Source organism: Burkholderia ubonensis, from assembly GCF_902833085.1.
Classification (GTDB): Bacteria; Pseudomonadota; Gammaproteobacteria; order Burkholderiales; family Burkholderiaceae; genus Burkholderia; species Burkholderia ubonensis.
Genome location: NZ_CADFEB010000001.1, coordinates 86,036 through 113,034 on the forward strand (window position 1 = coordinate 86,036; position 26,999 = coordinate 113,034).

Below are 26,999 nucleotides of genomic sequence, written 5' to 3' on the forward strand. Positions count from 1 at the left end.
GCGCCCCCACCCGCTTCGGAGCAAGCTTCGTGCCGCCACGGCCGGGCGGTCGCACACGTCGAGCGCGTGCGCTTTTTTACAACGGCGCTGTAACGTGCGCGCGGCCGTGCCGGCGCCCCGGCCGATCGCTGCGGCGCAACGGGGCGGGAACGCGATATGCGGGCCGGCGATCGACTGCCCGGCGATCTTCGAAACCGCGCCGGCGTACGCACATTCCCCCCGACGCCTCGGCAAGGAGGCTCGCATGACCCGATTCGACCTGCTCGCCCATCTCGTGACGAGCCAGCTCGCGGCCCGCATCCGGACCGGCCGCTGGCTCCCGCCCGATGTGCTCGTCGCGAGCATGCGCACCTGGCTGTCAGACCACCGGATCGAATACGACTGGCTTGAACGGGTCCGGATCGGTGCGGCATCCGTCACGCTCTCGCACGACATCTACGACATGGCGACCGCGCGCGACGACCGGGGGGACGACAGCGGCCGCAGCCCTGCCGACCTGGACGCGCCGCAACTGAAAGCCCTGCGCGCACGCTGCGAAGCGCTGCTGCAACACCTCCACGGCGACGGCGAAGACGCGTCATGACGTCCGCGACGCAATCGCTACATCCGGACCACGGCGCCGAAACGGGCAACCGCCGGCGCGATGCGGGGCGTCACGGCATGCTCGAATGCGGCTGGAACTGCGACGTGATCCGTCATGCGGACCGCTTCACCACGCTCATCGACGGCGCCGCCTATTTCGCGACGCTGCGCGCGGCGCTGATCCGCGCGAGCCATACCGTGTTCATCGTCGGATGGGACATCGACAGCCGGATGCGGCTCGTGCCCGACGGCGCGAACGACGGCTTTCCGGAGCCGCTCGGCGCGTTTCTGTGCGCGCTCGCGGCGGCCCGTCCGCGCCTGCGCATCTACGTGCTCGCGTGGGACTTCGCGATGATCTACGCGCTCGAGCGCGACTGGCCGCCCGTGTACCGCACGGCGTGGCAATCCCACCGCGGGATCATGTTCCAGCTCGACGGCGCGCATCCGCGCGGCGCATCGCATCACCAGAAGCTGGTCGTGATCGACGACCGCGTCGCCTTCGTCGGCGGGCTCGACCTGACGCGCGCGCGCTGGGACACGCCGTCGCACGCGGCCGACGAGCCGCGGCGCCGCGACGCGGACGGCGCGTCGTACCGGCCGTTTCACGACGTCCAGGCGATGTTCGACGGCGACGCGGCGGCCGCGATCGGCGAACAGGCGCGCCAGCGCTGGCGTTACGCGTGCGGGCGCCGCGTCGCGATCCGCGCGCAGCGGCGCCGCAACGACGGCGGCGATCCGTGGCCGCCCGGCACGCCCGTCGACGTGCGTGACGTGCGCATCGGTGTCGCCTATACGGCGCCGGCGCAACGCGGCCGCGAACCGGTCCGGCAAATCCATGCGCTCGTCGCCGACGCGATCCGCGCGGCCCGGCGGCATCTGTATATCGAGAACCAGTACCTCACGGCGGCCGTCGTGCGCGAAACGCTGTCGTCGCGCCTCGCCGACGCGTGCGCGCCGGACGTGACCGTCGTCGCGCCGCCCGCCCACAGCGGCTGGCTGCAGGAAGCGACGATGGGCGTGCTGCGCGCACGCCTGCATGCCGCGCTCGTCGCGGCCGACCGCTTCGATCGCTACCGGCTGCTGTATCCGCACGTCGACGGTCTCGACGGCGATTGGGTGAACGTCCACAGCAAGGTGATGATCGTCGACGACGAGTGCATCGTGATCGGCAGCGCGAATCTCAACAATCGCTCGATGCTGCTCGACACCGAATGCGACATCGCGCTCGTGGCCGCGGGCGACGCGCGCATCCGCGCGGCGATCGCGCATATCCGCGACCGGCTGCTCGCCGAGCATCTCGGCACGAGCGTCGAGCGGGTCGCCGAGGCGCTCGCGCATGCGCCCCGGCCGAACGAAGCGATCGAGCGGCTGCGCGCGGCGCGCGGCCGCACGCTGCGGCCGCTGGACCCGGCCGTCGCGCCGCAGCTCGACGCGCTCGTGCCCGTCAGCGCGCGGCTCGACCCCGAGCGGCCGATCGAGCCCGAGCGGCTCGTGCGCGAATTCGTGCCGCTGGAACAGCACCGCTCGCTGAGCGCGCGTCTCGTCGTGCTCGGCGCATGCGTGCTGCTGATCGCCGCGCTCGCGGCCGCGTGGCGTTTTTCGCCGCTGGCCGCGCACGTGAACGCCGCGACGCTGTCGGAAGCGGCGCTGCGCATCGCGCGCCTGCCGGTCGCGCCCGTGATCCTGTTGATCGGATACGTCGTCGCGGCGACGCTGTCCGTGCCGATCACGCTGCTGATCACCGTCACGGGGCTCGTGTTCGGCGCGTGGCCCGGTTTCGCGTATGCGGCCGCGGGCACGATGGCGGCGGCCGCCGTCACCTACGGCCTTGGCCGCTGGCTCGGGCGCGACGCGGTGCGCCGGCTTGCCGGCGCGCGCGCGAACCGGCTGAGCCGGCATCTCGGCAGGAGCGGCATCGTCGCGATGACCTTGCTGCGGCTGCTGCCGATCGCGCCGTTCACGGTCGTGAACCTCGTCGCGGGCGCTTCGCACATCGGGCTGCGCGATTACCTGGTCGGCACCGCGATCGGCATGCTGCCCGGCATCGCACTGACCGTGACGTTCGCCCACCAGCTCAGCGCCGCGCTCGCGCATCCGGGGCCGGCGGCATTCGCGTGGCTCGCCGCGATCGGCGCCGTGCTCATCGGCGCGTCGGTCCTGCTGGTGCGCATCCTCCGGCGGCTGCAATGAGTCCGGCCATCGCCCCTCCCCCAAGCCCGCCGGCCCCTGCCGGCGCGCGCGACCTGCGCATCGCCACGTACAACATTCGAGGCGGCTTCGGCATCTGGCATGCGGCGGCCGCCGACCGCATCGCCGCGGTGATCGACGAGCTCGACGCGGACGTGATCGCGTTGCAGGAAGTGCCGCTCGGCGGCTCGCGCGGCGCCGACGTGCTCGCGCACCTGCGCGCGGCCACCGGCCTGAATGCGGCGGCCGGCGTGACGATCGACACCACCGAACGGCGCTACGGCAACGCGGTGTTGTCGCGCTGCCCGATCCGCGCGGCGCGCACGCTCGACCTGTCGTTCCGCCATCGCGAACCGCGCGGCGCGCTCGACGCCGACATCGATTGCGGCGCCGGCCTGATACGCGTGGTGGCGACCCATCTGGGGCTGTCGGCCGCCGAACGCAGCGAGCAGGTGCAGCGCCTGCTCGCTGCATTCGATACGGGAGCGATGCCCGTGATCCTGCTTGGGGACATCAACGAATGGCTGATGCGCGGCCGCGCCCTGCGCGCGTTGGTGACCCGCTTCCGGCGCGCGCCCGCGCCGCGCACTTTCCCGACCCTCTATCCGCTGTTCGCGCTCGACCGGATCTGGATCCATCCGGGCGAGCTGCTGATCGACGTCGCCGTGCATCGCTCCGCACGCGCCCGCCGGGCGTCGGATCACTACCCGCTCGTCGCGCGCATGCGCGTGCCGGCCCCGCCGGGGACGGTCGCGAGGGCGTGATGCGCGTCATCGCGCCCCCGAATGGAACACCGTGAATTCTTTTCAAACGGATGTAACGCGCGACAGCCGAGTGTCGTCAATGCAGGCGGGTCGCCGCATCAAGCAGCGCATTCGTGATTTCGACGGTCAGCCTGCATTCGTCCGCTTGCTCGGGCAGGCATTCGACCGTCTGCTCCACGGCGTCGTGCAGCAGTGCATGGACGCGCCCGCGTGCGGCGGCATCGAGATTCGCATAGCGCTCCATCGCCCAGCAATCGAATACGAGGTCGATTTCCGGACCGGGGGAGCCGCCGGGCGCGGTATGGGCCGCGGCGGCCCACGCCGCATGAAAAGTGATCGTGCCCGTCTCCGGGTCGAAGCGGACGGTTGTGTCGAGTTCCCTTTCGGCATTCGAATGCATGATGTTCTCCGTTGAGTTGACCGAACGATCCCTCCGTCGGCGGCGCATCCTGCAGTGCCTGTGTCGACGCGCCCGGGAGGCGCTCGATCATGGTCCGGGTCGGATTGCGAATACCAACGTTTCTGTCCTCCGTGGAAACACGTATCCGTGTGAGATTCCCGCAATCATCGTGCCCGCCCCTGTCGCTTGTGCGGCATGCGAATTGCGGCATGCGACGAGGCGCCAACGCGCCGGACTGTTTCACCTGCTTCGACGGGGAATCATCGATGACTCATCTTTCAGCAGCACAAGGCCATGGAAAGCGCCTGACGCGACGGGCCGGCCGCAGTCGCAGTGCCGATCCACGGCAACGCAGGCGCTGGTCCGCCGAGGTCACGCGTGCCAGCGACGTGCTCGACATCGAGCCGGACATCTTCAAATCCGACGATCCGGAGGCCGTCGCGGCATCGCTGAAGCGCTCGGCCGAGCGCAGCCGGCGGCGCAAGGGGACGCCGTTCCAGTCGGCCATGTCGATGCTGAACTTCTACATCAACCGCGCCGGCCGCAATCTGCCGAAATCGCGGCGGGCGACGCTCGAGCGCGCGAAGCGGAAGCTGCGCGAGGCCTTCGGCCGCAAGCCCTGACGCGGTCCGCGGCCGCCTGCACGGAGACCGCGCATGCACGAAACTCTGTGGTACCTGATCGTCGGCGCGGTGCTGATGGGCATGGGCATCGCCACCTCGGCGCTGCGCCATCTGCCGTGCAGCACGGCGATGATCTACCTGCTGCTCGGCGTGCTGCTGGGCCCGGCCGGCGCGGGCCTGCTGCACCTCGACCTCGAACGCGACGCGCCGCTGCTGCGCAGCGTCGTCGAAGTCGCGCTGCTCGTGTCGCTGTTCGCGATCGGGCTGAGGCTGCGCGTGCCGCTGTTCGACCCGCTCTGGCGCATGCCGTGCCGGCTCGGGTTGCTGGCGATGATCGTCACCGTGCCGCTCCTTGCCGGCTGCGCGGTGCTCGCGCTGGGGCTCGCCTGGGGGCCCGCGGTGCTGCTTGCGGCGATCCTCGCGCCCACCGACCCGGTGCTCGCGCACGACGTGCAGGTGCGCGACCCGGGCGACCGCGACCTCGTGCGCTTCGCGCTGTCCGGCGAAGGCGGCCTGAACGACGGCATTGCGCTGCCGTTCGCGCTCGCGGGGCTCGCGCTGTGCGGCAATCCCGACGCGACGCACCGGATGCCGCTCCTGTCAGCCGGCTTCGCGCTCGCGGCGCTGTGGGGCATCGCGGGCGCCGCCGCGATCGGCGGCGCACTCGGCTGGGTGACGACGAAGACGATCGGATGGCTTCGCACGCAACACGCGCAGGCCCTCGGCCTCGAAGGATTTTTCGCGCTCGCGCTGATCGTGCTGTCGTTCGGCGCGGCGCAGCTCGCGCATGCGTTCGGCTTCATCGCGACGTTCGCCGCGGGCGTCGCGATGCGGCGCGTCGAGCATCAGGCGAGCGGCGACCGCGCGCCGCACGACGTGATCGGCAAGATCGACGCGGCGGACGTCGTCGCCACCGAGCAGCACCCGGAAAAGGCGCATGCGTACATGGCCGAATCGGTGCTGGGCTTCACGATCGAGCTCGAACGCATCGCGGAAGCGGTCGTGATGACGATGGTCGGCGGCGTGCTCGCGACACTGCCCGGCCCGGTGTTCACATGGCGCACGGCCGCGCTGACCGCCGCGCTGTTCCTGGTGGTTAGGCCGTTCGCGGTGCTGCTGTCGCTCGCCGGCTCGGGCGCGACGCGCGCGCAGCGGCGGCTGATGGCGTGGTTCGGCATCCGGGGCATCGGCTCGTTCTACTACCTCGCGTTCGTGCTCGAGCACGGGCCTGCCGACGCGGTGCGCCCGCTCGCGGCGCCGGTGCTCGCGGTCATCGCCGCATCGGTGATCGCGCACGGGGTGTCCGCGACGCCGCTGATGAACTGGTATCACCGGCGCCCGCGCCGGCACTGATCCGTCACGACGGCCCGAGCCGCGACCGCATCTGCGCGGTCACGCGCTGGCGGACGTCGCGATAGCCGTCCCACGGGTCGCGTGCAAGCCGCTCGAGCCGAGCGTGCAGCGTATCGATCGTCCATTGCGCGGCGCCCGTCGTCGCGGGCACCTCGTCCCAGCCGATCGGCACGGACACGGCCATCCCGGGCCGCGCGCGCGCCGAATACGCGGCGATCGTGCTGGCGCCGCGACCGTTGCGCAGGTAGTCGATGAAAATCCGCCGCCGCCGGTTCCGCGGCCCCATTTTCGCGGAGAAGCGATCGGGCAGCGCGGCCGCGACATGCTCGGCGACGGCCTTCGCGAAGTCCTTCACGTCGTCCCAGCCCGCGTGGCGCACGATCGGCACGACCACGTGCAGCCCCTTGCCGCCGCTCGTCTTGCAGAACGATGCGAGGCCGAGTTCGTCGAGCAGCCCGTGAAGCAGCTGCGCGGCCTCGATCATCGCGCTCCACGGCAGCGCGGGATCGGGGTCGAGATCGAACACGATCCGGTCGGGCCGCTCGACGTTCGACGCGTGCGCGTTCCACGTATGCAGCTCGATCGCGCCCATCTGCGCGACGCCGATCAGCGCATCGACGCTGTCGATCGTCATCAGCGGTTCGTGGCCGGGATCGAGGCCCGCATGCAGCGTGACGAACGGGATCTCGTGCTTGTCCGCGTGCCGCTGGAAGAACTGCTCGCCGCCGACTTCGCCGGGCACGCGCACGAGCGACACGGGACGGCCTTTCAGGTCCGGCAGCAGCCACGGCGAGACCCATTCCCAGTAGCGGGCCAGGTCGATCTTGCGCGTGCCGCCGTGCGGATCGATCACGCGATCCGGATGCGTGATCCGCACCCGTTCGATCGTGACCGGCTTCGTTGCGCGATCGGCGCTGTCCTTGCCCGCGGCCTTGGTCTTGTGTCCGTTGCCGGCGTGCGCGCGACGGGCCGCCCGGCCGTGTGCCCCGGCGCCGGATTTTCCGGTTGCGTGCCTGCCCGCGGGGTCGCCGCCGCGATCGTCATCGCTCATCGTTTCCTCCTTGGTCGATTGCGGCGTCTCCCTGACCACCTGCCGCGCCGGCTTGTCGTCGCGCAATGCGACGAAGGCCGCCTGCCGGACGATGCCGTCGACGGTCCACTCCGCGAATTCGCATTCGGCGACGAGCGTCGGCTCGACCCAGTGCACACGGCTGCGCGCCCGCTCGCGCGGCGGCGTCGCGAACGGCATCGTCGCGCGTTCGCGCTCACGCAGCAGCGCCGACAGCCGGTCGAGCGTGCGGGTATCGAAGCCCGTGCCGACGCGGCCGACGTAGCAGAGCGCCACGCCGCCCTTGCCGCCGTCCTTTGCGGCCGAGCCCCGCCGCGCGCCCGGCGCCCGCTCGTGCACGCCGAGCAGCAGCGCGCCGAAGCCGTGCCGGCTGCCGGAAGGCTCGGTATAGCCGGCGATCACGAACTCCTGCCGTTGGCGGCACTTCAGCTTGATCCAGGCGCGCGAGCGGCCCGCGCGATACGGCGCGTCCGCGCGCTTGCCGACCAGCCCTTCGAGCCCGACCTCGCACGCGCGCGCCAGCAGCGCCTGCGCGTCGCCGCCGAGATCGGGCGAATAGCGCAGCAGCGCCGGTTCGCTGTCGGCCAGCAACGGTTCGAGCAACCCGCGGCGCACGGCGAGCGGTACGTCGCGCAGGTCGTAGCCGTCGAGAAACGGCAGGTCGAACACACAGTACGTCACCGCGTCGGCGCGTCCCGCGCCGAGCGCGTTCTGCAATTGCTGGAAATCCGCCACGCCGTTGCGCTTCAGCACCACCGCCTCGCCGTCGAGCCACGCGGCGCCGACGTCGAGACGGGCGAGCGCATCGCGCTGCGGGCCGAGCTTCGCCGTCCAGTCGCGGCCTTCGCGAGTCGTCAGCTTCACGCGGCGACTGGCCCCCGTGCCGTCGATCCGGGCGAGGATCCGGTAGCCGTCGAACTTCATCTCGTAGCGCCAGTCGCCGTGCGACGGAGGGCCATCGACCAGCGTCGCGAGCTGCGGGGCCAGGCGATCCGGGAGCGCCGCGCGTTTCGCGCCGTCGATGTCCGCCGGCTGCCGGCGCCGGCGGCGCGCCGGTCCCGCGTCGGATGTGCCGGACGTGTCGCGGCGCCGCTTGCCCGAGCGGGTGTGCGCGGGCGCGACGGGGTTCGGCTCGCGCCCGTCGCCGTCGTGGAGCACGCTCCCCGGCCGCGCGGCGACGACGTCGAATTCGGCCGTGCCGCGCGCGTCGTCGTCGCGTTCCTTGACGAGCAGCCACTGCTCCTGCCGCGCATTGCGCCGGCCGCTGCGCACGAGCGCCCAGCCGCCGTGCAGCTTCTCGCCGTCGATCCGGAACGTCAGCTTGCCCGCGCGATAGCCCTTGCGCGCCTGCGCAACGCCGCCGTCCGGCGTCCAGACGCCGGCGTCCCACACGATCACGGCGCCCGCGCCGTATTGACCGGCCGGGATCTCGCCCTCGAATGCCGCATAGTCGACCGGATGATCCTCGACATGCACGGCGAGCCGCTTGACCGACGGATCGAGACTCGGCCCCTTCGGCACCGCCCACGATTTCAGCGTGCCGTCGAGCTCCAGCCGGAAGTCGTAATGCAGCCGGCGCGCGTGATGCTCCTGAATCACGTAGCGCAGCGGCGCGGCGTCCGCCTTCTTGCGCGGCGTCCTGCGGCGGCCGGCGCCGTCGCCAGCCGGCTCCGGCGTCGCGTCGAAGCGGCGCTTGTTCCGATACGGATCGAGCTTGCCTGCCATCGCGTGATCCTCCGTCGCCGCGTCACGCCGCGCGCTTGCGGTGCGACGACGCGGTTTTCTTCGCCGCGCTCCGGGCCGTGCGCGCGCCGCCGGCCGCGGTCTTCGCACCCGCGCGCTTCGCGGCCGCCTTCTTTGCAGGCGTACGCGCTCGCGCGCGCGGCGCACCGCCGTCGCGGGCGGTCGCGGCCTCGGCGCCGTTTTCGCTGCCCTGGTCGGCGCCGCGCCGCAGGCTGCGCTTGAGCAGCTCGGTCAGGTCGACGACGTTCGCGGCCGCGCGCGCAGTGTCGGCCGGCTGCTCACCGATCTCCTCGATCTTGCCCGAGCGCACCTTGCGCTCGACCAGCTCGAGGATGTCGTCCCGGAACGTGTCGCGGTACTGCTCCGGCGTCCAGTCGCCGGACATGTCGTCGATCAGCTTCTTCGCCATGCCGAACTCGCGCGCCGTCACGCCCGCACGCCGGGCGTCGCCGGCAGGCGCCGACAATTCGTCGAGCGGGCGCAGCTCCTCCTGCCAGCGCAGCGTATCGAGCGCGAGAAGCGGCCCCACCGGAATCAGCGCGCCGAGATGCTGCCGGTCGTGCAACACGACGTGGGCGATGCCGATCCTGCCGCTCTCCTTCAGCGCGTCGCGCAACAGCGCATAGACCTTCTCGCCGTTGCGGTCCGGCACGAGGTAGTACGGCGTGTCGAGATACAGGAACGACACGGCGCCCTCGTCGACGAACGTGAGGATGTCCACGGTCTGCGTGGATTCCGGATTCGCCGCGCGAATCTCGTCGTCGGACAGGATCACGTAGCGCTCCTTCTCGTATTCGTAGCCGCGCACGATGTCTTCGCGCGTGACTTCCTTGCCGGTGCGCTTGTTGATCTGCCGGTAGCCGACCGGGTCCATCGACCGCTTGTCGAGCAGCCGGAACGACGGCTTGACCGTGCGCGTCGCCGGATACAGCTGCACCGGCACGTGCACGAGCCCGAAGCTGATCGCGCCTTTCCAGATCATGCGTGCCATGGGCTTTTCCTCCTTCTGCCGCTGCGGGGCCGTTGCAGGGCCGTCGCGTCTCGCGCCGGATCGCGCCGACGCGCCGACGTGCCGCTCGTCACGGGCCGCGGGCTGCGTCGTCGACCATCTGCGCCGTCACGGCGACGCTTACGCTGCAGTCGATCGCCGCGTCCTCGACGCGCGGCTTGCGCTCGTCCACCGCGCGCCGCGCGACGTCGCAGAGGTGCGCCTTGACGCGCAACCGGCCCGACGTGTCGAGCGCCGCGTAGCGCGCGAGCACGCCCGGCTCCAGCACGAGGTCGACCGCGCAACGCCACTCGCGGCCGCTCTCGCCGACCGGCAGGCGGACCCACGAAACCTGGATCGTGAGGCGGCCCGACGCGTCGTCCGCGTGCGCGACGACGGTCGACTCCGACGGAAAGCCGTTCGCGAGCGCGCGCTCGAGTTCGGCCAGGCGCCGCGCGAGATCGGGCGACGCGGCCATTTCGCCGGGCTCGCGCCCGGATGGTGCGCGGCGGATCGTCATCGTCGGGCCGCGCCGAGGATGAGCGTGACGAGGAAGATCACGATGAAGATATAGAACAGGATCTTCGCGATCTCGGCCGCGCCCGCCGCGATCCCGCCGAACCCGAGGACCGCGGCGATGATCGCGATGATGAAGAAGATGATGGCGTATCGAAGCATGGGTTCCTCTCGTGGTTGAAGGCCGTCGGAACGGCTGCGCCGGTCAGGCGTCGTGCCGGTGTTTCGGCTTGCCGCGCGTCGGTGTCGACGCGAAGTCCTCGAGCTGCTGCTCGCTCATCGATTCGTACATCGACTTCGCCGCCGGCTTGAGGTTCTTCACTTTCGTGCGGCCGCGTTTCGCCGACAGCGCGGCGCCCGCTGCGCGTTGTTGAGACTGGGATTTCGCTGGCATGGCGAAGCTCCTTTTCGATTGCGAGAACGTCAGGCGCGAATCAGACCGAATCGCGCCGCCGCAGCCCGGCGGGCGGAATCTTCATCGCCTGCCGGTACTTGGTCACGGTGCGGCGCGCGAGCAGGATCCCGCGGCCCGCGAGGCGCTGCGCGAGCGCGACGTCCGACAGCGGCTCGGCGTGCCCCTCCGCGGCGATCATGTCGCGGATCAGCACCTTCGCCGCGGCGGCCGAGCACGCGCCGTTGCCGGCCGCCTCGAGCCGCCGCGGGAAGAAGTGCTTGAACTCGAACGTGCCGTACGGGGTCGCCATGTACTTGTTGCCGGTCGCGCGCGACACCGTCGATTCGTGCAGGTCGAGCTCGTCCGCGATGTCGCGCAGCACGAGCGGCTTCAGCGCGATTTCGCCGTAGCGGAAGAAATCCCGCTGGCGCGCGACGATGCAGGCGCCGACGCGCTGGATCGTGTCGAAGCGCTTCTGCGCGTTGCGGATCAGCCAGCGCGCCTCCTGCAGCTGCTGGCCGAGCGGCGAATCGCGCTCGCCGCTCGCGCGTGCGAACAGTTCCGCATACCGCTGGTGCAGCCGCGCGCGCGGCAGCACGGCCGGGTTGATCGTCACGATCCATTCGCCGCGCACCTCGCGCACGATCACGTCCGGCACGACGTAGTCGCCGCGCGTGCTGCCGTAGTGATCGCCGGGACGCGGATCGAGCCCGCGCACGAGCGCGCACGCGGCGTGCAGCGTCGGCGCGTCGCAGCCGAGCCGCCGCTGCAGCTCGGCCGTCTCGCGATGGGCAAGACGTTCGAGATGGTCGCGGGCAATGGCCTTCGCGTGCGCAAGCGCCGGCGTGCCGGCCGGCAGCGCATCGAGCTGCAGCAGCAGGCATTCGGCCAGCGTGCGCGCGGCGATGCCGGGCCGGTCGAGCGCCTGCACGAGCCGCAGCGCGACGGCGAGATCCTGTTCGTTCAGCAGCAGCGCCGCGTCGGCCGCGAGCACGAGATCCGGCAGCGCCTGGCGCAGGTAGCCGTCGTCGTCGAGCGCGTCGATGATCAGGCGCGCCGCCGCGCGATCGCGCCGGTTCAGCGGATAGAGCCGCAGCGCGTCGTGCAGGTACGCATGCAGCGACGGTTCCGCCGCGCTCCATTCGCCGGCCGCCGCATCGGACACGTCGTCGTCCGCGCGGCCTGGCCCGCGCGCCGCGGGCTCGGCCGTATAGGCGATCTCGCTGGACGGCGGCTGCGCACCGTCGAGCGCGGCGGTTTCGGGCGCGGATGTTTCGGATGCTTCGGATGTTTCGGATGCTTCGGCTGCGGACGACGGGTTTGCCGCGCCGTCCTCGTCGTCGATCCGGACGTCCTCGAGAAACGGATTGCGGTCGAGCGCCTGCCGCAACTCCTGCTGGAACTCGAGCGAAGACATCTGCAACAGGCGCAGCGACTGCTGGAGCCTCGGCGTGAGTGCGAGATGCTGCCGCATCTGGAGCGCAAGCGTGACGGACATCGACACCCTCCTGTTATTCATCGCATTGGTGTGCGAATGGCACGCAACATCCGCGCCAATGCCGTCGGCGCGCGCGCCTGCTGATGCCCGCGCGGGTTCGTACCCTCACGTCACGGCCGGTTTCCGCACTTTTTTACAAGCGATCGGCAAGTTTGCTCGTCGCATACGGCCTATGCGAGCCGGAACCCTTATCCATCCGGGTTCACGCGCGGGCACGGACGATGCGCCGGTTGGCGCGCCGTCTGGCGCGTGCCGCGCCATTGCGGCATTCGTTCCAACCAACAACCTGTGTAGCGATTTGCGCGCCCATGCGTTGATTGCGCAAGGCAAGCGGGTTCCCATCCGAGAGGACGACATGACATCCATCCGAATGGTTGTGGCGGCGTGCGCGGTGATCTCCGCGTTCGCGGCATGCGGCGGCGGCGGCAACGACGTCGGCACCGAGCTCGGCATCTCCCATCCGCAGGGCCGCTTCATCAATGCGGTGCCGAGCGGCCCGAACCTCGACTACTACCTGAACGCGAAGATCGACGCGTCGGGCGTCGCGTACAAGGGCGTGACGCGCTATCACGACATCGATTCCGGCACGGAGAACGCCAGCTACGACGTGTCGGGCACGACGGCGACCATCGCGGCGCAGACCTTCAGCGCCGCGAACGGGCACCACTACACGACGATCGCGCTGCCGAGCAAGTCGACCCTGATCTCGGTGATCGACGATCCGTTCGCCAAGGGCCTGCTGTCGGACAAGGCCCGCGTGCGCAGCTTCAACGCGTCGCCGAATGCGCAGAACGTCGACGTCTACGTCGTGGCGCCGGGCACCGACATCACGATGCAGAGCCCGACGCTGAGCGGCGCCGCGTACCAGAACGCTTCTCCGTCGTCCGGCGAGGACTCGGTCTACCTGAGCGGCGGCACCTATCAGGTGATCGTCACGACGGCCGGCAGCAAGGCGCCGATCCTGAAGACCGCGCCCGTCACCCTCAACAACAATGCGGACTGGCTGCTGCTGACGATTCCGTCGGGCGGCATCGCCGACGTCACGCCGAACGACATTCACGTGCTGGTCGCGCAAGGCAATGACGCGGATACGTCGGCCATCGAGCTCGGGCCGCAGTGATGCGGCGGTGGTAGCGGTGGTAACGGCGGCGGCGGGTGCGCGACGGCGCGCCCGCCGGCAATCGTCAATAAACCGTGGGCGGCTGCGAGCCCGGGTTGCGGTGTTCGTCCGTCGACGGCGCCGGAGCCGTTCCGCTGGTTGGGGGACGCGTGTCGTAACGGCTGTTTGCGTCCTGCATCGAATGAGACTGCATCGCGCCGGTTTGCTCGCTTTGCTGCGAGGCAACGTCAGGACGCGATCCATAGGGGCTCGTATGCGAGCATGCTGCGACACCAAACGCGGCGGCGATCGCCCATGCGGCGGCGCCGTGTGTCAGATTCGGTTTCATCGGAGTCCTCCAGAAAATGTAGCCGCCCATGAGCCTGGCCAGGATGTTCCCCGATATGGAACGCCACGCTCGTCGAAGTACCGGCCGCCACGGTGTCCCGTCCAGCCGCAAGCGGCGTACCGCCTGCGCCGCGCGTCACGGAGGCGCACGTCTGCAGCTTCGGGCCGCCGGCCGTTGAAATACCTACTGCGACCGCTGCAAAACTTTCAACCGGCGCATGGCGCTCACGCCGTCCCCCGGGAACGCCCGTTGCACTTGCGAACGCATGCCCCCTTGAAGGAACGACCGACATGACGAAGCCCCACCACGCCGGCGGCGATGCGCCGGCCCACGGACGCCGCACCCAGCATTCGCCGCCGCCGCGGAAACATCGCGGCGACACGCACGCTCGCCATTCGGAGCGCCACATCGACGAAGCGCTCGACGACACGTTCCCTGCCAGCGATCCGCCGGCGATCGGCGGCGTCACGCGCATCGATCCGTCGAAGCCGGGCCGGAAGTAGTCGCCGACACGTTGCCCGAATGCGCTGCGCGCCAAGGTACGCCACATGCTCGTTGATTCGGCGCGCACCTGCGCGTATCGAAGCCCCAGGCGGACGTGACGACGCACCGCGCGTCACGCCCGCCTGGACACTCCCCCGCGCGACCCACCGCCCGACACGGGTGACGTTCGCGCCAGCCCGGAGGATCACGATGAACACACCCGACCAAGGCAGAACCCTCATCATCCGCAAGGGACGCGAAACAGCGCGCGGCCCCGGCCCGGACCTCATGACCGCGAGCACGCTCGAAGGCGACAAGGTCCTCACCACCGACGGCGACGACGTCGGCAAGCTCAAGGAGATCATGCTCGACGTCGGTTCCGGCCGCATCGCCTATGCGGTGCTGTCGAGCGGCGGCCTGCTCGGGATCGGCGACAAGCTGCTCGCGATTCCATGGAACGCGCTCACGCTCGACACCGAGCGCAAGTGCTTCCTGTTGTCGGCGTCGACCGAACAGGTTCGCAGTGCAGCGGGATTCGACAAGGACCACTGGCCGGCGCTGGCCGATCTGGAATGGGCCGGGCCGATTCACGACGACGCCGGCAGCGCCCCTTACGGGAGCGTCGAAGACGAGTTCGGCCCCGATATGCCGAACGACGGGATGCCGCCGAACTATCCCGGGCGCGACGAACGCCTGCGCTGACACGCAACGGCCGCATCGTCGCGGGCGCCGCACGTGCCCCCTCGTCCCCTTATGACGTCGCAGGGCGGCCGGCGCCTCTGTTCGCCGGCCGGTTCGAGCATGCCGTTCATCGAATGGACGTGCTGCCGGGTTCAGCCGTCATTTCGGCCGGATCGTGAGCTGGTCGTGGACGTCCTGCACGCCGTCGACCTGCTTCACGGTATTGACCGCGAGCTTGCGCTGCTGCAGGTCCGGCACGCTGCCCGTCAGCACGACGTTGCCGCTCCGCGTCTTCACGTGAATGTCGCCGGACGACAGGTTGTCCGTGCCGACGAGCGCTGCCTTCGCCTTGGTCGTGATCGCCGCGTCGCGGATCCTGGCGCCGGCCGTCGAGAGCGCCGACGACGCGTCGTTGTCGCCGGCCACCGCCACGTGCGGGGCGGCGGCGGCACAGAACGCGGCCGTCGTGATCGCGACCGCCGCGCCGAGCCGTTTCGCCGGATGGCGCTTCAGCCATTGGGTCCAGGTTTGCAACTGTCTTGCGTTCATCTTGACCTCCTTCGTCATGCCGGCATTGCGCCGATCCGATCACGGTGACGCAATTCGCGTGCCGCTTACCGCCCGTGGCGCCCGTCCTTGCCGAGCAACTGATAGGCCTGGCCGATCACTTCGTCGACGCCGATCGCAGCCTCGCACACATGCTCATACGGACACGCATCGAACATGCACGGCCGGCAGGCGGGATAGACCGCCAGCACGCGATGCCGCTCGCCATCGAGCGGCGCCCGGCGGGTGACGTCGCTGCCGCAGGCAATCACGATGCTCGGCGTGCCGAGCGCCGCCGCGATGTAGGACACGCCGGTGTCGTTGGAGACGAGCAGCCGCGCGCGGCCGATCAGCGCCGCGAGTGCGCCGAGCGGCGTGCCGCCGCAAAGATTGACGCACGGCTGCCCGAGGCTCGCGACGAATGCGGCCGCGAGATCCTCCTCGCCGCGCGTGCCGGTCAGCACGATCTGCAGGCCGTGCTCCGCGAGCCAGCGCGCGACTCCGGCAAAGCGCTCGACCGGCCAGCGCCGCGACGGCATCCGCGCGCCCGGATGAACGACTGCATAGCGGCGGGGCTTCAGCTCGTGCTTCTCGCCGAGCACCTGCCAGATCGCATAGTCGAGGCCGCCGAGCGGAAACTCGAGATAGTCGCCCCAATCGTCGTAGCCGAGACTGTGCATCAGCTGCAGATAGCGCGCGATCTCAGGCTGGTCGGCGGGCCACGGAATCGCGTGGTCGAGCGCCACGGCATGGCCGCTCGCCGGCACGAAGCCCGCGGTGCGCGCCGCGCCGAGCGATGCGACGACCGCGTTCGCGTGCTCGCCGCTGCCGTGAAGCTGGAGCGCGAGGTCGAACCCGCGCGCGCGGCACGTCGAGCGGAACGTCTCCGCTTGCGCCGCATCGGGCTCGGCTTGCTCGACGAGGCCCGGCGCACCGGGAAACTTGATGAAATCGTCGATATATTCACTGAATCGCGATGCGAATTCGCGCGCCCACGGCAGGCCGATCAACGTGATGCGCGCCTCAGGCTCGCCGCGCCGTAGCGCTCGCAGCGCGGGCACCGCGCACAGCATGTCGCCGAGTTGCAGTGCCCGGAACACTGCGATGCGGGGTCGGCCGGGAAAATCGGGCAACGATTGATCGTATGTCATGACAACGGCATCCTGAAATGCAGCGCGCCGCGCACGCGTGAAAATTCAGAAGAGCAACGCGGGAAGAATTGCGAGCGAGGTTCGTCGAGGAACGCGCCGCTGAACGGGAAGCAGCGATTTCCATGCCAGCCGGTCATCGCGCTCGCCCCGGCCGCCGCATCGGCGTTGCGTCGCGATGATCGAGGGCGTCGCGGCGTTTTTTATAAGCTCGCTGTAAATTCGCCCCGCCGGCGCTCCGGCACGAGCGCACGGGCATCGCATGCACGCGTCGGACGGACGCAATCGCGCTCGCGTCGAACGAACGCGATCACGGTTTGTCAGGCGAATGTCAGCGGCGTGTCTTTCGTTCGGACCGGGCGCCGTCGGGTTCCTGCCTGCGGGGTTGCAGCGACAGCGTGACGGTCCGTTGATCCGGACGCAACACTTGCGGCCGGGTGTCGTCTTCGGCTCGACGGACCTTCACATGGTTTTCGACATCGCGCACGTACATGCAGCTATCGGCGATGTCCTCGATGCCGTGCCTCATCCAGCGCGCCGGCACGGTGCCGTCGAGCTCGACCCGCCCATCCTGCACCTTGACGCTGACGTCGCTCACGTCGATGCCGAGCGCGCGGGCGAGCCGCTCGCAGACATCCTCGCGAATGCGCTCGTCCGAGCGCGTATAGCCTTTCGGCCCTCGACGCCAGCGCGGGACGCCGCGTTCGATACCCGGGCCGCCGAAAGACGGCAGGTATTGGTGGCCGTCATAGCCGTTGTGGCCGTCGTAGCCATCGGCGCCGTAAGCGCGCCGACCACGAGCAGGCGGTACGCGATCCGCCCGCTCGCCCCATTCGCGGCCCCAGTCCTCCGGGTCCGTCCGTTCGGAGGCGAAGCGATATGCGGACTCGTATTCGTCCTCCGGCAACAGTGATTCGTCGTAGTTCGGCTCATCGCGCTCGCCGGCGCCCCAATACGCGCGTTCGTTGCGCTCTTGCCAGTTCTGCGGGCCGCGCCGGTCCGTTGGCCGGCCGGGATATCGTTTTTGCATCACATTTCTCCTTGGTCGCTTCCGATGCGGACCGTTTCATGCCGCCCTGCCGGCGGAAGCAACAGCCGGCTGCGCAATCCGCGTGCCGCGTACCGGTCGCATCGACAGATCGGTCGAACGCTTTTTCCTGCCCCGGATGCGGGAACACGGATTGCGGTGTAGCTGTCGTTCGTGAGCAATCCGGAGTGGACAATGCGTATCGCACGCCCGTTCGGCAAGATCGTCGCGGGGCTGATCGTGACCGTCGCCGTGGTGGTCGGCGCGCTGGCGGTCTTCGTCCAGACGTTTGACTGGAACCACGCCCGCCCGTGGATCGATGACAAGGTGTCCGAAGCCATCGGACGGCAATTTGCGATCAACGGCGACCTGCGCGTGGACTGGCACCGGCCGCCGTTCGAGCACGGGTGGCGTGCGTGGGTGCCGTGGCCGAGGTTCAGCGCGCGCAACATCGTGATCGCGAACCCCGACTGGGCGCGCGCGAAGGACTTCGCGACGCTCGACGCCATCGGCTTCGACGTGGCCGCGCTGCCGCTGCTCGACAAGCACATCGTCATTCCGTCGATCGAGCTCGTCAATCCGTCGGTCGATCTCGAACGCCTGAAGGACGGGCGCGATAACTGGACGTTCAAGCTGAAATCGACCGCCAGGCCGCGCACGTGGACGCTCGACCTGCATGACATCGCCTTCATGAAGGGCCACGCCGCCTATTACGACGAGGTCAAGCGCGCCGACCTGAAGGCCGCGATCGATACGCTCGGCCAGCCGATTCCGTTCGGCGACGTGCTCAGGCAGCAGGAGAAAAGCTCGCGCGAGGAATCGGCCGGGGTCGTCGGCAGCGCGAACGCAACGAAGCTCAACGCACAAGTGCGGGCCAAGGCCGCGCACGGGGCGTCGAAGACGTCAGGCGCGCCCCCGGCCTCCGGCGGATTGCCGGCGGCGTCGGCAGCGTCGGCACCCTCGCCTTCCGCAGCCGCGCCCCCGGCGGCTTCCGGCGCTTCCGGCGCCTCCGGCGCCGCCGCGGCATCCGGCGCGAGCCGTGCGGGCGCGTCTTCCGCTCGAGGCTCGATCGGGGGTTATGCGATCGGCTGGACCGTCGATGGGACGTACAGGAAGATGCCGCTCACCGGCAGCGGGAAGGTTGGCGGCGTGCTTGCATTGCAGGACGCGCGGCGGCCGTTCCCGGTGCAGGCGAGCCTGCGCATCGGCGACACGCGCATCGCGCTGGTCGGCACGCTGACCGATCCGGCCCACCTGGCGGCGCTCGACTTGCGCCTGTGGCTGGCGGGAATCAGCATGGCGCATCTGTACGAGATCAGCGGCGTCACGTTGCCGGAAACGCGCCCGTTCGCGACCGAGGGCCGGCTCGTCGGCCAGTTCCGCGAAGCGGGGAACATCTTCAAATACGACAATTTCACCGGGCGCGTGGGCGGCAGCGACCTGAACGGCTCGTTGACCTACGAGGCGCGCGAGCCGAGACCGGTGCTGTACGGCAAGACCGCGTCGAATCTGCTGCAGTTCACCGATCTCGCGCCGATCATCGGCGCGGATTCGAACGCGAGCAAGAGCCGCCGCGGCGAGGCCGCGCACCAGCCCGCCGCCAAGGCGGTGCCGGTCGAGGCTTTCCACACCGAGCGGTGGAAAGCGATCGACGCGAACGTGACGTTCACCGGCCGGCGCATCATCAAGAACGTCAACCTGCCCGTCACCGCGCTGGACACGCACGTCATCCTGCGCGACGGCGTGCTGGCGCTCGATCCGCTGAAGTTCGACGTCGCCGGCGGCACCCTCGCCTCGACGATCCATCTCGACGGCAACACCACGCCCCTGAAGGCGCGCGTGTCGATGCAAGTGCGGCACCTGCGGCTCAAGCAGCTCTTTCCGACCTTCGCGGTGATGCAGACGAGCCTCGGCGAAATCAACGGCGACATCGCACTGTCGGCAACCGGCAATTCGCCGGCGGCGCTAACTGCGAGTTCCAACGGCGAGGTGAAGACGCTGGTCACCGACGGCACCGTCAGCCGGCTGCTGATGGAGGCGGCGGGGCTGAACGTCGCGAACGTGGTGTACGAGAAACTGTTCGGCCAGCGGGACGTGAAGATCAATTGCGCGGCGGCCGACCTGGTTGCGACCAACGGCGTGTTCGATTCGCGCGTATTCGCCATCGACACCGACGACGCCGTGATCGACATGGACGGCAACATCAACATGCGCGACGAGACGATGGACCTGCGCATCCACCCGCATACCAAGGGCTTCCGGGTGATTTCGCTGCGCTCGCCGCTGTATGTGCGCGGGACTTTCAAGCAGCCGCACGTCGGTGTTCAGCCGGGCGCGCTGATCGCACGCGGCGGCGCGGTGGTCGGACTGGGGTTGCTCAATCCGTTCGCGTCGCTCATCGCGCTGATTCAGCCGAGCAACAACCGGCCCCTGCCATGCCAGCAGATGCTTGCCGACATGGAAAAGCGGCCGACGGCGCCGCCGCCGGGCATGCGAAAGAAGCCGGCACCGGCGCCGGCGTACATGAAGGCGGCTTCCGGCGTGTTGGGGGCGCCCCCTGCCGGACGCGCGGCGGACGCGGCCAGCGGCGCGGCGGCGCCGCCGTCGAAGGCCGCGGCGAATCCGGGCGTGGCCGAAGGTTCCCCGTCGACGTCCAAGGGACACTGATCGCCGGGCGGCACGCTATAATCGCCGCCATGAAACTGCTCCGGACCTTCATCCTGCTGCTGCTCTGCGCGGCGCTGCCCATCAGCGGGCTGGCAGCCAGCGGCTTGACCGGTGAATGTCCGATGCAGCAGGCGATGTCCATGGATGCGGACGCCGGCATGTCCGCCGACATGCCGGGCTGCGAATCGATGGCGCCCGCGTCCGTCGACAAAGCCAAGGCCAAGGGCGCGTTCTGCAAAGTGACGGCCCAATGCCAGTTCGGCAGCCTCTACCATCCGGCCGCCCGGGCCGACATCAGCCGGCCGTCGGTGTTCGGCACGCCCGTCGTCTTCCACTACATCCAGTCTCTGCCGGTCCGCGACCCGAACGGGTTGTGGCGACCTCCTCGTCTCGTCTGATCCCTCGCTGACAGGCTCACCGCGGTTGCGGTGAGGTTCGTCCTATGCCGGACGTGGAATCCCTATGGGATTTCGCCTTTGGGGTTAGACCATGCCATTCATTTTCGGCACGCCGCTGCGTCGGCGTGTCCCGTTGCGCGTGCACACGCTCGTTGCCGCGCTTCTCGTCGCGGGCGTCGCGCACGCCCAGCAGGCGCCATTCACGCTGGACGCCGCGCTGCAGGCGGCGACCGATCGCTCTGCGTCGATGCAGGCCGCGCAGGCGTCGGTGCGCGCCAGTTCGGAGGCGGCCGTCAAGGCCGGCCAGTTGCCGGACCCGATGCTCAAGGCGGGCATCGACAACCTCCCTGTCAACGGTCCGCAACGCTTCACCATCGGACAGGACTTCATGACGATGCGCCGCATCGGCATCGAACAGGAGTGGGTGTCCGGCGAGAAGCGGCGGCTGCGTTCCGCGCTGGCCAATGAGATGGTCGGGCGCGAGCGCGCCGGCTATCTCGTGCAACTCGCCAACGTTCGCCAGCAAACCGCCGCCGCGTGGCTGAACGCCGTGTATGCGAAACAGGCGCTCGCCTTGCAGCGGGCGCTGCTCGACCACATGCGCCACGAGCTGGCGGCGACGAACGCGTCGTATCGCGGCGCCAAGGCGAGCGCCGCCGACGTCGTGCAAGCGCAGGCGATGCTCGCGCAGACCCAGGACCAGGCGCTCAAGGCGCAACAGGCTTATCAGATCGCGCTCATCGGGTTGTCGCGCTGGACGGCCGTTCCCGTTTCGGAGGTGAGCGGCGAACCGCCGCCGCCCGAGTCGTTCGTGTCGTCGCTCCCGCCGGACGAACTGCGCCTGTCGCAGCCGACGCTCGTGGCCGCCGCGGACGACATCGCGGTGGCCGAAGCCGATACCGCCGTCGCCGACAGCGAACGCAGCCCGAACTGGACCTGGGAGCTTGCATACCAGCAACGCGGCGGTGCGTACTCGAACATGGTGTCGGTCGGCGTCACCATTCCGTTGCCGCTGAACCGTAAAAACCGCCAGAACCGCGACGTCGCGGAGAAAGCCGAGCTCGCCACCAAGGCGCGGCTGATGTACGAAGACGCGCTGCGACAGGTTCAGGCCGACATCCGCGCGCAATCCGCCACGCTGGCGAGCGGGCGCGAACGTATCGCCAACCTGGGCCGGTCGTTGCTGCCCGCCGCGGACCAGCGCGTGCAACTCGCGAATGCCGCCTATCGCGCGGGCAGCGGTTCGCTCGCGGATACGTTCGCGGCCCGCCGTGCGCAACTGGAAGCGCAGCTTCAGGTGCTCGACCTCAAGCGCGAGGTGTCGCAGACCTGGGCGCAGCTCGAATATCAAATCGTGCCATCGACGATGGCCGCCGCTCGGTGACGGAGAACAACATGACCAAGAAACCACTGGTGCGTGCGGCGTTGGCGCTATTCGCCGCTGCGGCGCTGCTCGGCGCAGGATACGTCGCGGGGACGCGCAGCGCGGCAGCCCCCGCTGCGACAGCCTCGCCGGGCGACAGGATCGACCCCAAGACCGGCAGGAAGGCGCTGTACTGGCACGACCCGATGGTGCCGAACCAGCACTTCGACAAGCCCGGCAAGTCGCCTTTCATGGACATGCAGCTGGAGCCCGTTTACGCGGACGAAGGCGGCGGCTCCTCCGGCATCAGGATCGACCCGGGCCTGCAGCAGAATCTCGGCATTCGCTATGCGACCGTACGCCGGCAGGACACGGCGGGCGGGTTCGACGCCGTCGGCACGACGCAATTCGACGAATCGCGCGCGGCTGTCGTGCAGTCGCGCGTCACCGGCTACATCGACCAGCTGTATGCGAGCGCACCGATGCAACGCATCGCGAAGGGCGCGCCGGTCGCGTCGCTGTTCGTCCCGGATTGGCTCGCGCCGCAGGAGGAATATCTCGCGCTCAAGCGCGGCGGGATGGACGCCGGCCTGCTCGAAGCGTCGCGCGCGCGGATGCGCGCGATGTCGATTCCGGACGGCATCATCGCGAGCCTCGACCGAACCGGCAAGGCCCGGACGCACGTCGTGCTGACGTCGCCGGAAGCCGGCGTCGTCAGCGAGCTGAACGTTCGCGACGGCGCGATGGTCGCGCCCGGCCAGACGCTCGCGAAGATTGCGGGCCTGTCGACACTCTGGCTCATCGTCGAGATTCCCGAGGCCCTTGCGCTGAGCGTGCAACCCGGCATGACTATCGACGCGGCGTTCGCAGGCGATTCGACACAACACTTCAACGGACGCATCCGCGAGATCCTGCCCGGCATCAGCACCACGAGCCGCACGCTGCAGGCGCGCCTGGAAATCGACAACGCCGCGCTCAGGCTGACGCCGGGCATGCTGATGCGTGTGCGCGTTGCCGGCCAGAAGGCCGTGTCGCGACTGCTGGTGCCTTCCGAAGCGGTCATCACGACCGGCAAACGGTCGGTCGTCATCGTGAAGAACGGCGACGGGCGCCTTCAGCCGGCGACGGTGACCGTCGGCAATGACATCGGCAACGAAACCGAGGTGCTGAGCGGCCTGAACGACGGCGACACCGTCGTCGCGTCCGGCCAGTTCCTGATCGATTCCGAAGCGAGCCTGAAGTCCGTACTGCCGAGGCTGGAAGGCGGCACGGGAGCGGACGCGGCCGCGCCTGCCGCCGCCGCGCAAAGCTACGAGACCACCGGCAAGGTCGAGAAAGTGACCGCCGCGGACATCACGTTCTCCCATCAACCCGTGCCGGCGCTCGGCTGGGGCGCGATGACGATGGCGTTCAACAAGCCGGCACCCGGCGCATTCCCCGACGTCAAGGCCGGACAGACGGTGCACTTCGTCTTCACGCAGTCGGACGACGGCTACCGGTTGACGAAGGTCGAACCGATCGGAGGCGCGCAATGATTGCCCGGCTCATCCGCTGGTCCATCCGCAACCGCTTCCTGGTGCTGCTCGCGACCGTGCTCGTCGCGGCGTGGGGCGTCTACTCGCTGAAGCAAACTCCGCTCGACGCCCTGCCCGACCTGTCCGATACCCAGGTCATCATCAAGGCATCGTATCCGGGCAAGGCGCCGCAGGTCATCGAGGACCAGGTCACGTACCCGCTCGCGACGACGCTGCTCGGCGTGCCGGGCGCGAAGACGATCCGCGCGTACTCGTCGTTCGGCGATGCGTTCGTCTACGTGCTGTTCGACGACAGGACCGACCCGTACTGGGCGCGTTCGCGCGTGCTCGAATACCTGAACCAGGTGCAGAGCCGGCTGCCGCAGGGCGCGACGGTCTCGCTCGGGCCGGACGCGACCGGCGTGGGCTGGGTGTACGAATACGCGCTGGTCGACCGGACCGGACGGCACGACCTCGGGCAGCTGCGTGCGCTGAACGACTGGTTCCTGAAGTTCGAGCTGAAGGCGGTGCCGGACGTCTCCGAGGTCGCGAGCATCGGCGGCATGGTGCGCCAGTACCAGGTCGTGCTCGATCCGGACAGGCTGCGCGCGTACGGCATCACGCAGGCCGCGGTGGCCGATGCGCTCGCCAACGCGAATCAGGCATCGGGCGGCTCGGTCGTCGAGCTGGCCGAGTCCGAGTACATGGTGCGCTCGTCCGGCTATCTGCGCTCGCTCGACGATTTCCGCAAGGTCGTCTTGCGCACCGACGACGCCGGCACGCCGGTTCTGCTTGGCGACGTCGCGCGCATCCAGATCGGCCCCGAGATGCGTCGCGGCATCGCGGAGCTGAACGGCCAGGGCGAAGTCGCCGGCGGCGTCATCGTGATGCGCTCGGGAAAGAACGCGCTGACGACCATCGACGCGGTGAAGGCGAAGCTCGCCGGTCTGAAGCGCTCGCTGCCGCCCGGCGTCGAAGTCGTCACGACCTACGACCGCTCGCAGCTCATCGAGCGCGCGGTGGACAACCTGAAGGACAAGCTCGTCGAGGAGTTCGTCATCGTCGGGCTCGTCTGCGCCGTGTTCCTGTTTCACCTGCGCAGCGCATTCGTCGCCATTCTGTCGTTGCCGCTCGGCGTGCTGGCCGCGTTCATCGTGATGCGCTACCAGGGCGTCAACGCGAACCTGATGTCGCTCGGCGGCATCGCGATCGCCATCGGCGCGATGATCGACGCGGCGATCGTGATGATCGAGAACGCGCACAAGCACCTGGAGGCGTTCGAGCATGCGCATCCGAATGCGCGGATCACGGCGGCGCAGCGCTGGGAACTCATCGCGACGTCGGCCGCCGAGGTGGGGCCGGCGTTGTTCTTCTCGCTGCTCATCATCACGCTGTCGTTCATTCCGGTGTTCTCGCTGGAAGGACAGGAAGGCAAGCTGTTCTCTCCGCTGGCGTTCACGAAGACCTACACGATTGCGGCGGCAGCCGGTCTGTCGGTCACGCTCGTACCCGTCCTGATGGGCTACCTGATCCGCGGCCGGATTCCGCACGAGAACGCGAACCCGATCAACCGCATGCTGATCCGGCTGTATCGTCCGTTGCTCGACGCGACGCTGCGCCGGCCATGGGCGGCGATTGGCCTCGCCGTCGTTGCACTGCTGCTCACGATCGTACCGATCTCGCGCCTGGGCGGCGAATTCATGCCGCCGCTCGACGAAGGCGACCTGCTGTACATGCCGACCGCGCTGCCCGGCATTTCCGCCGGGAAGGCCGGCGAACTGCTGCAGCAAACCGACCGGCTCATCAAGACCGTGCCCGAGGTTGCGACGGTGTTCGGCAAGTCGGGCCGGGCGGATACGGCCACCGACCCGGCGCCGCTCGAGATGTTCGAGACCACCATCCAGTTCAAGCCGCGCAGCCAGTGGCGGCCGGGCATGACGCCGGAGAAGCTGGTCGACGAGCTGGACCGGACGGTCAAGGTGCCCGGGCTGTCGAACGTCTGGGTGCCGCCGATCCGCAATCGTCTCGACATGCTGTCGACCGGCATCAAGACGCCGGTGGGCGTCAAGATTTCCGGATCGGACCTGACGCAAATCGACCGACTCGCGACGCAGGTCGAAACGGCCGTCAAGGCTGTGCCCGGCGTGACGTCCGCACTCGCGGAACGGCTGAACGGCGGACGCTACATCGACGTGGACATCGACCGGCTCGCGGCCGCCCGCTACGGACTGTCGGTGGCCGCGATCCAGTCGGTCGTGTCGTCGGCGGTGGGCGGCGAGAACGTCGGCGAGGTGATTGCCGGCCGCGAGCGCTTCCCGATCAATATCCGCTACCCGCGCGAGATTCGCGACTCGCTCGAGAAGCTGCGGCAGTTGCCGGTCGTCACGGATCGCGGCGCGCAAATCCAGCTCGGCGACGTTGCGCACATCGCGATCGCCGACGGTCCGCCGATGATACGCAGCGAGAATGCGCGGCTCGCCGGGTACGTCTACGTCGACATCCGCAACACCGACCTGCAGTCCGCCGTGAAGGCAATGCAGAAGGCCGTGGCCCGGCAGGTTCAATTGCCGCCCGGCTACTCGATTGCGTGGTCGGGCCAGTTCGAGTACCTGGAACGCGCGGCGGCCAGGCTGCGAACCGTCATTCCCGTCACGCTGGCCGTCATCTTCGTGCTGTTGTTCCTGACGTTCAACTCGGCCGCCGATGCGCTGCTGCTGATGTCGACCGTGCCGTTCGCGCTGGTCGGCGGATTCTGGCTCATCTGGATACTCGGCCACGCGGTGTCGGTCGCGACGTCGGTCGGCTTCATCGCGCTCGCGGGCGTCGCTGCCGAGTTCGGGGTCGTCATGCTGCTCTACCTGAAAGGCGCGCTCGATCGCCGGCTGGAAGACGGCGAGCCGCTCACCGAGGCGCTGCTGCTCGACGCGATTCGCGAAGGCGCCGTGCTGCGCGTGCGGCCGAAGGCCATGACGGTGGCCGTCGTGCTCGCCGGCCTCGTTCCGATCATGGTCGGACACGGCGCGGGGTCGGAGGTCATGCAGCGCATCGCCGCGCCGATGGTCGGCGGCATGGTGACCGCCCCGCTTCTGTCGATGTTCGTGATTCCCGCGGCATGGTTCCTGTTGCAGCGCCGTGGCGCACGACAGGCCGGTGCCGTCCATTTTCCCCACGCAGTACCTTCCGGCACGAACGTGCCCGTCAACCCAACTGGAGAAGTCTGATGAAGAAGATGATCGTCGTATCCGCTGCCCTTGCGGCCGCTTTCGCCACGCCCGCATTCGCCGGCAATGACATGGCCGGCATGGACATGTCGACCAGGGCTTCCGCGACGAAGGTGTCGTCGAACAACGCGCTCACCGACGCGGAAGTCAGGAAGGTCGACGCGGCGACCGGCATGGTCACGCTGAAGCACGGCGCGCTGGAAAACGTCGGCATGCCGCCGATGACGATGGCGTTCAAGGCGAAGGATGCCGCGATGGTCAAGCAGGTCAAGGAAGGCGACAAGGTCAAGGTGCGTGTTGAGGAGGTGAACGGCACCCTGACCATCGTGAAACTCGAAAAGCGCTCCTGACGAAGCGTTGACGGCCGGTGCGCGGGCTTCCGTTCG

Annotated in this window: 25 protein-coding genes; 14 read left to right on the forward strand and 11 right to left on the reverse strand. The window is 69.2% G+C overall.

Features of this window, described 5'->3' with window-relative positions; all coding sequences use genetic code 11:
• The first annotated feature begins 244 nt into the window (after window positions 1-244).
• Genes HWX31_RS00355 through HWX31_RS00365 form a run of 3 tightly spaced genes read left to right on the forward strand, consistent with a single transcriptional unit; the run spans window position 245 to window position 3,533 of the window.
• Window positions 245-583 (forward strand): hypothetical protein, encoded by a 339-nt coding sequence (locus HWX31_RS00355; protein ID WP_174964302.1) that lies wholly within the window; start codon window positions 245-247, stop codon window positions 581-583.
• Complete coding sequence (locus HWX31_RS00360; protein WP_174964301.1) at window positions 580-2,772, forward strand: VTT domain-containing protein; 2,193 nt, start codon at window positions 580-582, stop codon at window positions 2,770-2,772. The genes HWX31_RS00355 and HWX31_RS00360 overlap by 4 nt, the downstream gene beginning before the upstream one ends.
• Entirely contained in the window at window positions 2,769-3,533 is a 765-nt protein-coding gene (locus tag HWX31_RS00365) for an endonuclease/exonuclease/phosphatase family protein (RefSeq protein ID WP_174964300.1), read from the forward strand. The genes HWX31_RS00360 and HWX31_RS00365 overlap by 4 nt, the downstream gene beginning before the upstream one ends.
• 76 nt (window positions 3,534-3,609) lie before the next feature.
• Here the strand turns inward: HWX31_RS00365 and HWX31_RS00370 are convergent, their stop codons facing one another.
• Window positions 3,610-3,981 carry a DUF3022 domain-containing protein gene (locus HWX31_RS00370; protein ID WP_244143603.1) on the reverse strand — a complete coding sequence of 124 codons (372 nt, stop codon included), beginning with the start codon at window positions 3,979-3,981 and terminating at the stop codon, window positions 3,610-3,612.
• Window positions 3,982-4,199: 218 nt separating this feature from the next.
• Here HWX31_RS00370 and HWX31_RS00375 point away from each other — a divergent pair, with 218 nt between their 5' ends.
• Together HWX31_RS00375 and HWX31_RS00380 are read left to right on the forward strand one after the other, a co-directional pair.
• Window positions 4,200-4,556 carry a DUF3175 domain-containing protein gene (locus HWX31_RS00375; protein ID WP_059650238.1) on the forward strand — a complete coding sequence of 119 codons (357 nt, stop codon included), beginning with the start codon at window positions 4,200-4,202 and terminating at the stop codon, window positions 4,554-4,556.
• Between the two features lie 33 nt (window positions 4,557-4,589).
• Window positions 4,590-5,909, forward strand: coding sequence for a cation:proton antiporter (locus HWX31_RS00380; RefSeq protein ID WP_174964299.1), 1,320 nt, complete (start codon window positions 4,590-4,592; stop codon window positions 5,907-5,909).
• Between the two features lie 4 nt (window positions 5,910-5,913).
• Here HWX31_RS00380 and ligD read toward each other — a convergent pair whose 3' ends face one another.
• The 6 genes from ligD to HWX31_RS00410 form a co-directional block, all read right to left on the reverse strand.
• Window positions 5,914-8,703, reverse strand: coding sequence for a DNA ligase D (ligD, locus tag HWX31_RS00385; RefSeq protein ID WP_174964298.1), 2,790 nt, complete (start codon window positions 8,701-8,703; stop codon window positions 5,914-5,916).
• Between the two features lie 22 nt (window positions 8,704-8,725).
• The gene (gene ku / locus HWX31_RS00390) at window positions 8,726-9,712 is read right to left on the reverse strand and encodes a non-homologous end joining protein Ku (RefSeq protein WP_174964297.1); all 987 of its coding nucleotides are present in this window, start codon (window positions 9,710-9,712) and stop codon (window positions 8,726-8,728) included.
• Window positions 9,713-9,800: 88 nt separating this feature from the next.
• Window positions 9,801-10,187, reverse strand: coding sequence for a DUF3022 domain-containing protein (locus HWX31_RS00395; protein ID WP_174964326.1), 387 nt, complete (start codon window positions 10,185-10,187; stop codon window positions 9,801-9,803).
• A gap of 38 nt (window positions 10,188-10,225) precedes the next feature.
• Window positions 10,226-10,387, reverse strand: a complete 162-nt coding sequence (locus HWX31_RS00400) for a DUF1328 family protein (protein ID WP_076474817.1) — start codon at window positions 10,385-10,387, stop codon at window positions 10,226-10,228.
• Between the two features lie 43 nt (window positions 10,388-10,430).
• A complete protein-coding gene (locus HWX31_RS00405) occupies window positions 10,431-10,619 on the reverse strand; it encodes a DUF3008 family protein (RefSeq protein WP_059612342.1) in 189 nt (62 codons plus the stop codon).
• A gap of 40 nt (window positions 10,620-10,659) precedes the next feature.
• Window positions 10,660-12,117, reverse strand: a complete 1,458-nt coding sequence (locus HWX31_RS00410; protein ID WP_174964296.1) for an RNA polymerase factor sigma-54 — start codon at window positions 12,115-12,117, stop codon at window positions 10,660-10,662.
• Between the two features lie 355 nt (window positions 12,118-12,472).
• On the opposite strand from HWX31_RS00410, the gene HWX31_RS00415 reads away from it, so the two are divergent.
• A complete protein-coding gene (locus HWX31_RS00415; protein ID WP_174964295.1) occupies window positions 12,473-13,237 on the forward strand; it encodes a DUF4397 domain-containing protein in 765 nt (254 codons plus the stop codon).
• Window positions 13,238-13,301: 64 nt separating this feature from the next.
• Here HWX31_RS00415 and HWX31_RS00420 read toward each other — a convergent pair whose 3' ends face one another.
• Window positions 13,302-13,565 (reverse strand): hypothetical protein, encoded by a 264-nt coding sequence (locus HWX31_RS00420; RefSeq protein ID WP_174964294.1) that lies wholly within the window; start codon window positions 13,563-13,565, stop codon window positions 13,302-13,304.
• A 290-nt stretch (window positions 13,566-13,855) separates the two neighbouring features.
• Here HWX31_RS00420 and HWX31_RS00425 point away from each other — a divergent pair, with 290 nt between their 5' ends.
• Both HWX31_RS00425 and HWX31_RS00430 read left to right on the forward strand, forming a co-directional pair.
• Window positions 13,856-14,068: a hypothetical protein gene (locus HWX31_RS00425; RefSeq protein ID WP_174964283.1), complete on the forward strand. Its 213-nt coding sequence runs from the start codon at window positions 13,856-13,858 to the stop codon at window positions 14,066-14,068.
• A gap of 190 nt (window positions 14,069-14,258) precedes the next feature.
• Window positions 14,259-14,750 (forward strand): PRC-barrel domain-containing protein, encoded by a 492-nt coding sequence (locus HWX31_RS00430; RefSeq protein ID WP_174964293.1) that lies wholly within the window; start codon window positions 14,259-14,261, stop codon window positions 14,748-14,750.
• A 138-nt stretch (window positions 14,751-14,888) separates the two neighbouring features.
• Here HWX31_RS00430 and HWX31_RS00435 read toward each other — a convergent pair whose 3' ends face one another.
• The 3 genes from HWX31_RS00435 to HWX31_RS00445 form a co-directional block, all read right to left on the reverse strand.
• The gene (locus HWX31_RS00435) at window positions 14,889-15,278 is read right to left on the reverse strand and encodes a BON domain-containing protein (RefSeq protein WP_174964292.1); all 390 of its coding nucleotides are present in this window, start codon (window positions 15,276-15,278) and stop codon (window positions 14,889-14,891) included.
• Window positions 15,279-15,343: 65 nt separating this feature from the next.
• Window positions 15,344-16,426, reverse strand: a complete 1,083-nt coding sequence (locus HWX31_RS00440; RefSeq protein WP_174964291.1) for a glycosyltransferase family 9 protein — start codon at window positions 16,424-16,426, stop codon at window positions 15,344-15,346.
• 328 nt (window positions 16,427-16,754) lie between these two features.
• On the reverse strand, window positions 16,755-17,453 hold the full coding sequence (locus tag HWX31_RS00445; RefSeq protein WP_174964289.1) for a BON domain-containing protein: 699 nt from the start codon (window positions 17,451-17,453) through the stop codon (window positions 16,755-16,757).
• Window positions 17,454-17,645: 192 nt separating this feature from the next.
• Between HWX31_RS00445 and HWX31_RS00450 the strand changes: the two genes are divergently transcribed.
• The 6 genes from HWX31_RS00450 (at window position 17,646) to HWX31_RS00475 (ending at window position 26,963) form a co-directional block, all read left to right on the forward strand.
• A complete protein-coding gene (locus tag HWX31_RS00450; protein ID WP_174964288.1) occupies window positions 17,646-20,117 on the forward strand; it encodes an AsmA family protein in 2,472 nt (823 codons plus the stop codon).
• Between the two features lie 29 nt (window positions 20,118-20,146).
• A complete protein-coding gene (locus HWX31_RS00455; RefSeq protein WP_059725582.1) occupies window positions 20,147-20,515 on the forward strand; it encodes a hypothetical protein in 369 nt (122 codons plus the stop codon).
• A 91-nt stretch (window positions 20,516-20,606) separates the two neighbouring features.
• Window positions 20,607-21,899, forward strand: coding sequence for a TolC family protein (locus HWX31_RS00460; protein WP_174964287.1), 1,293 nt, complete (start codon window positions 20,607-20,609; stop codon window positions 21,897-21,899).
• Window positions 21,900-21,910: 11 nt separating this feature from the next.
• Window positions 21,911-23,413, forward strand: coding sequence for an efflux RND transporter periplasmic adaptor subunit (locus tag HWX31_RS00465; protein ID WP_174964286.1), 1,503 nt, complete (start codon window positions 21,911-21,913; stop codon window positions 23,411-23,413).
• Window positions 23,410-26,613, forward strand: coding sequence for an efflux RND transporter permease subunit (locus tag HWX31_RS00470; RefSeq protein WP_174964285.1), 3,204 nt, complete (start codon window positions 23,410-23,412; stop codon window positions 26,611-26,613). The genes HWX31_RS00465 and HWX31_RS00470 overlap by 4 nt, the downstream gene beginning before the upstream one ends.
• The gene (locus HWX31_RS00475; protein WP_059617728.1) at window positions 26,613-26,963 is read left to right on the forward strand and encodes a copper-binding protein; all 351 of its coding nucleotides are present in this window, start codon (window positions 26,613-26,615) and stop codon (window positions 26,961-26,963) included. Before HWX31_RS00470 ends, HWX31_RS00475 begins: the two co-directional genes overlap by 1 nt.
• Window positions 26,964-26,999: the final 36 nt, after the last annotated feature.

Coding starts and splice junctions, on each gene's coding strand:
- HWX31_RS00400 (WP_076474817.1), bottom strand. CDS start 10,387: ATGCTTCGATACGCCATCATCTTCTTCATCATCGCGATCATCGCCGCG.
- HWX31_RS00405 (WP_059612342.1), bottom strand. CDS start 10,619: ATGCCAGCGAAATCCCAGTCTCAACAACGCGCAGCGGGCGCCGCGCTG.
- HWX31_RS00395 (WP_174964326.1), bottom strand. CDS start 10,187: ATGGCCGCGTCGCCCGATCTCGCGCGGCGCCTGGCCGAACTCGAGCGC.
- HWX31_RS00470 (WP_174964285.1), top strand. CDS start 23,410: ATGATTGCCCGGCTCATCCGCTGGTCCATCCGCAACCGCTTCCTGGTG.
- HWX31_RS00355 (WP_174964302.1), top strand. CDS start 245: ATGACCCGATTCGACCTGCTCGCCCATCTCGTGACGAGCCAGCTCGCG.
- HWX31_RS00455 (WP_059725582.1), top strand. CDS start 20,147: ATGAAACTGCTCCGGACCTTCATCCTGCTGCTGCTCTGCGCGGCGCTG.
- HWX31_RS00465 (WP_174964286.1), top strand. CDS start 21,911: ATGACCAAGAAACCACTGGTGCGTGCGGCGTTGGCGCTATTCGCCGCT.
- HWX31_RS00450 (WP_174964288.1), top strand. CDS start 17,646: ATGCGTATCGCACGCCCGTTCGGCAAGATCGTCGCGGGGCTGATCGTG.
- HWX31_RS00475 (WP_059617728.1), top strand. CDS start 26,613: ATGAAGAAGATGATCGTCGTATCCGCTGCCCTTGCGGCCGCTTTCGCC.
- HWX31_RS00430 (WP_174964293.1), top strand. CDS start 14,259: ATGAACACACCCGACCAAGGCAGAACCCTCATCATCCGCAAGGGACGC.
- HWX31_RS00460 (WP_174964287.1), top strand. CDS start 20,607: ATGCCATTCATTTTCGGCACGCCGCTGCGTCGGCGTGTCCCGTTGCGC.
- HWX31_RS00420 (WP_174964294.1), bottom strand. CDS start 13,565: ATGAAACCGAATCTGACACACGGCGCCGCCGCATGGGCGATCGCCGCC.
- HWX31_RS00435 (WP_174964292.1), bottom strand. CDS start 15,278: ATGAACGCAAGACAGTTGCAAACCTGGACCCAATGGCTGAAGCGCCAT.
- HWX31_RS00375 (WP_059650238.1), top strand. CDS start 4,200: ATGACTCATCTTTCAGCAGCACAAGGCCATGGAAAGCGCCTGACGCGA.
- HWX31_RS00365 (WP_174964300.1), top strand. CDS start 2,769: ATGAGTCCGGCCATCGCCCCTCCCCCAAGCCCGCCGGCCCCTGCCGGC.
- HWX31_RS00410 (WP_174964296.1), bottom strand. CDS start 12,117: ATGTCCGTCACGCTTGCGCTCCAGATGCGGCAGCATCTCGCACTCACG.
- ligD (WP_174964298.1), bottom strand. CDS start 8,703: ATGGCAGGCAAGCTCGATCCGTATCGGAACAAGCGCCGCTTCGACGCG.
- HWX31_RS00360 (WP_174964301.1), top strand. CDS start 580: ATGACGTCCGCGACGCAATCGCTACATCCGGACCACGGCGCCGAAACG.
- HWX31_RS00445 (WP_174964289.1), bottom strand. CDS start 17,453: ATGCAAAAACGATATCCCGGCCGGCCAACGGACCGGCGCGGCCCGCAG.
- HWX31_RS00440 (WP_174964291.1), bottom strand. CDS start 16,426: ATGACATACGATCAATCGTTGCCCGATTTTCCCGGCCGACCCCGCATC.
- HWX31_RS00380 (WP_174964299.1), top strand. CDS start 4,590: ATGCACGAAACTCTGTGGTACCTGATCGTCGGCGCGGTGCTGATGGGC.
- HWX31_RS00425 (WP_174964283.1), top strand. CDS start 13,856: ATGACGAAGCCCCACCACGCCGGCGGCGATGCGCCGGCCCACGGACGC.
- ku (WP_174964297.1), bottom strand. CDS start 9,712: ATGGCACGCATGATCTGGAAAGGCGCGATCAGCTTCGGGCTCGTGCAC.
- HWX31_RS00415 (WP_174964295.1), top strand. CDS start 12,473: ATGACATCCATCCGAATGGTTGTGGCGGCGTGCGCGGTGATCTCCGCG.
- HWX31_RS00370 (WP_244143603.1), bottom strand. CDS start 3,981: ATGCGCCGCCGACGGAGGGATCGTTCGGTCAACTCAACGGAGAACATC.